The organism is Ravibacter arvi (assembly GCF_039540405.1).
GTDB classification, from domain to species: domain Bacteria; phylum Bacteroidota; class Bacteroidia; order Cytophagales; family Spirosomataceae; genus Ravibacter; species Ravibacter arvi.
The window spans coordinates 1-2583 of the sequence record NZ_BAABEY010000006.1; the positions used below are offsets into that span (position 1 = coordinate 1).

1 protein-coding gene and 1 pseudogene are annotated in these 2583 nt (G+C 54.1%); both read right to left on the reverse strand.

Features of this window, described 5'->3' with window-relative positions; genetic code table 11:
- Positions 1-1429, reverse strand: a pseudogene (locus tag ABD852_RS03770) (gliding motility-associated C-terminal domain-containing protein); the annotation flags it as partial.
- 202 nt (positions 1430-1631) lie between these two features.
- On the reverse strand, positions 1632-2583 hold a 952-nt coding region (locus ABD852_RS03775), incomplete at its 5' end, for a T9SS type B sorting domain-containing protein (RefSeq protein ID WP_345026684.1).

The window sequence follows — 2583 nt, forward strand, 5'->3', positions numbered from 1 at the left end:
CACCGTTGTCGACATAGGAGGTAGCATTTGCGGGCAGCCTAGCGACGACGGTATAACCTGCATTGTCGGGCAGGCCGGTCTGGCATTGGTCGAGCTGCAGGTCGGAACATCCTTCTTTCCTGTAGACGACGATCTGGGCGCCCGGCAGCTGGCAGGTATAAGGGTCCCATGAGAGGTTGAATGCCCTTGTGGGATTTTCGACGGCTGTTGCCTTGAGGTTTTTGGGCGCGGGGGCATACACGGTTATTTTAAGGGTAACCATGTCGACCAGCTTCCTGTAAAGGCTTGGGTTGGGATACCCGGGCCTTGGGGAATCTTCGACCTTAAAGGTGACTTCATAAGGTTCATTCCTGACATGCAGGCAGCCGGTCTGCCATGTAAAAACGGCAGAGGCGGTCCCCGGCGGGGGTGATTGGCCTACCTGGAAGGAAGCCAGCTGAGGGTCAACGAGCGAGGACTGGTAGACGCCCCCTGTAGAGGTAAGCCTGAGGTTGTCGCCATCCGGATCGGTAGCGGTGACGGTGTACCGCGCCGTTGTGCCAGCTTCCACACAGAGGTCCGGGGGTATAGCGAGCTTTGGCCTGGCATTGGGCGCATCCCTGATCCTGATCTGCATGTCCCTTACGATTTCGCCTATTTTGCTTCCGTCACGCCATTCTTCGACGATGAAGGCTACGTTGTACATTCCGGCAACGGAGGGGGCATCCCATATGAGGTCTCCTGTTATGGGGTCGATTTTAAAATCGGCCTGCCCGGTACCGTCTTCTTTGGGCCCCAGGGGTGGCACGGTATTGGGGTGCCTGTAGTCAAAGGGGATGGGAGTTTTCCCGTCGGTGGTAGCACCCAGCGGGGTAAATAACCTGTAGGAAAGGCTGTCGCCGTCTGCATCGAAGGCTCCCGGGTTATGAATGAACCGCTGCCCTATGGCGCCCTGGTCGATGGGCGAGTTGAGCAGGACCGGAGTCCGGTTCATGCCCAGGCTGGCGTTAATGGCCAGCGTGCTCCTGATAAAAAAGTTGAGGCGGTCGGTAGGCTGGGGGCCTATATTGAGAATGTCTGCGTTCCGGTTGTCGATTCCGAGGTTAATAGTATAGACGCCGGGAGCGGGGAAGGTATAGATCAGGACGTACTCGTTGCGGGTGGTTTCATTGCCGACATCAATCATACCGTCCAGGCCGCCCACCCGTGGGGTTTTGATACCTTCACGCTCTCCTGTGATCCAGAACCATACATCGGTCGTAGCACGGGCTGCGTTAATCCCTTCAGAATCCATGTTATAGTGCCCGGTGAATTTAATCTCGTAGGTGAGGAGCGAACTGCCGGGAACTCTTCTCGCCGTAATTTCACCGGCCCGGACGTGGGTGGCATAGACTTCACCCTGAAAGAAGGAGAGAAGAATGGCAAAACAGATGGTAAACAGAAGTCTCATATACGGGAAACTAATTTTCTATCTCTGGACCAGATATAGGAATTCATTTTTTAAACAGCACGCTAATATAGTGAACGCCAACCAGAATCTTTAAAAATACAGATAGCCAATACCAGCCGGTAGTTTTTGACCAACCCGCCACCGGAGATTTTAACTATCTGTACGCAAAAGACCTGAATTTTGTGGAAAAGGTTGTTAACGTTTATCTCATAAGTTGTATCCATCCTTTCATGGTAGTGCTTTTCCCGTTCCTGGTAATAGATTCGATGGTGGCTTCGCACTCGTAGAAATACTGCCCTGCGGGGAGGTCGGTTCCTGCGGAGCTTTTGCCGTTCCAGTTGATTTCGGCGTTTTTGGACTGCCATACCAGTGCGCCCCAGCGGTTGTAGACTTTGAAGTTGACCGACATGACGAAAGACGGGCACCCGATGGGCTTGAAGGTATCATTTTTCCCGTCGCCGTTTGGCGAAAAGGCATTTGGGAAAGCGATGAGGGCACAGTTGTCCCTGCATACGATATTTGATTTCGGTCCTTCCTCACCGAACCTGTTGACGGCCACCACATAATAGCACCCTGCATAGGAAGACAGGCCCTGGTGGAGGAAAACACCTTCAGCGCCGGATGCGGCGGGCACTGTCCCCACGAGTTTGAACTCTTCGCCTTCATACCTTGAGAAATAGACGCGGTAAGCGGTCACTGCCTGGATATCGCAGGTCTGGGGGTAAGTCCATTTGGGGTCGTTGGTATATCCCTGGTCCTGGCATGTGCCTGGCTCCATTTTGGAGCAATCCAGGGGAGCGAGTGTGAGAACGGGGGCGCATGGCTTGGAAGTGTCGGAAGGTATAGCGCAGAGCTCCTGTGAGAAGTTGAAGAGCTTGTCCGGCCTTACCTTTGGACTGTTATAGGACCCAGCCGTTTCGACGCGGTAGCAATACTCCTGGTCGGGTTGTATGGTAGTAGAGGTATTGCCGTCCTGGGGGAAGTGATCTGTTCCGTCATCGGTGTAGGTGAACTTTCCGTCGGAGACCGGTACTTCAGCGATCCTGTTGAAGTTTCCTGCGGGGTCTTTCCTGTAGACATAGTGGACCTGTGCGGAAACGTTGTCCCATGGGACCTGTGCTGCCCATTCGAGCTTGACCTGCTCGACTACGCCT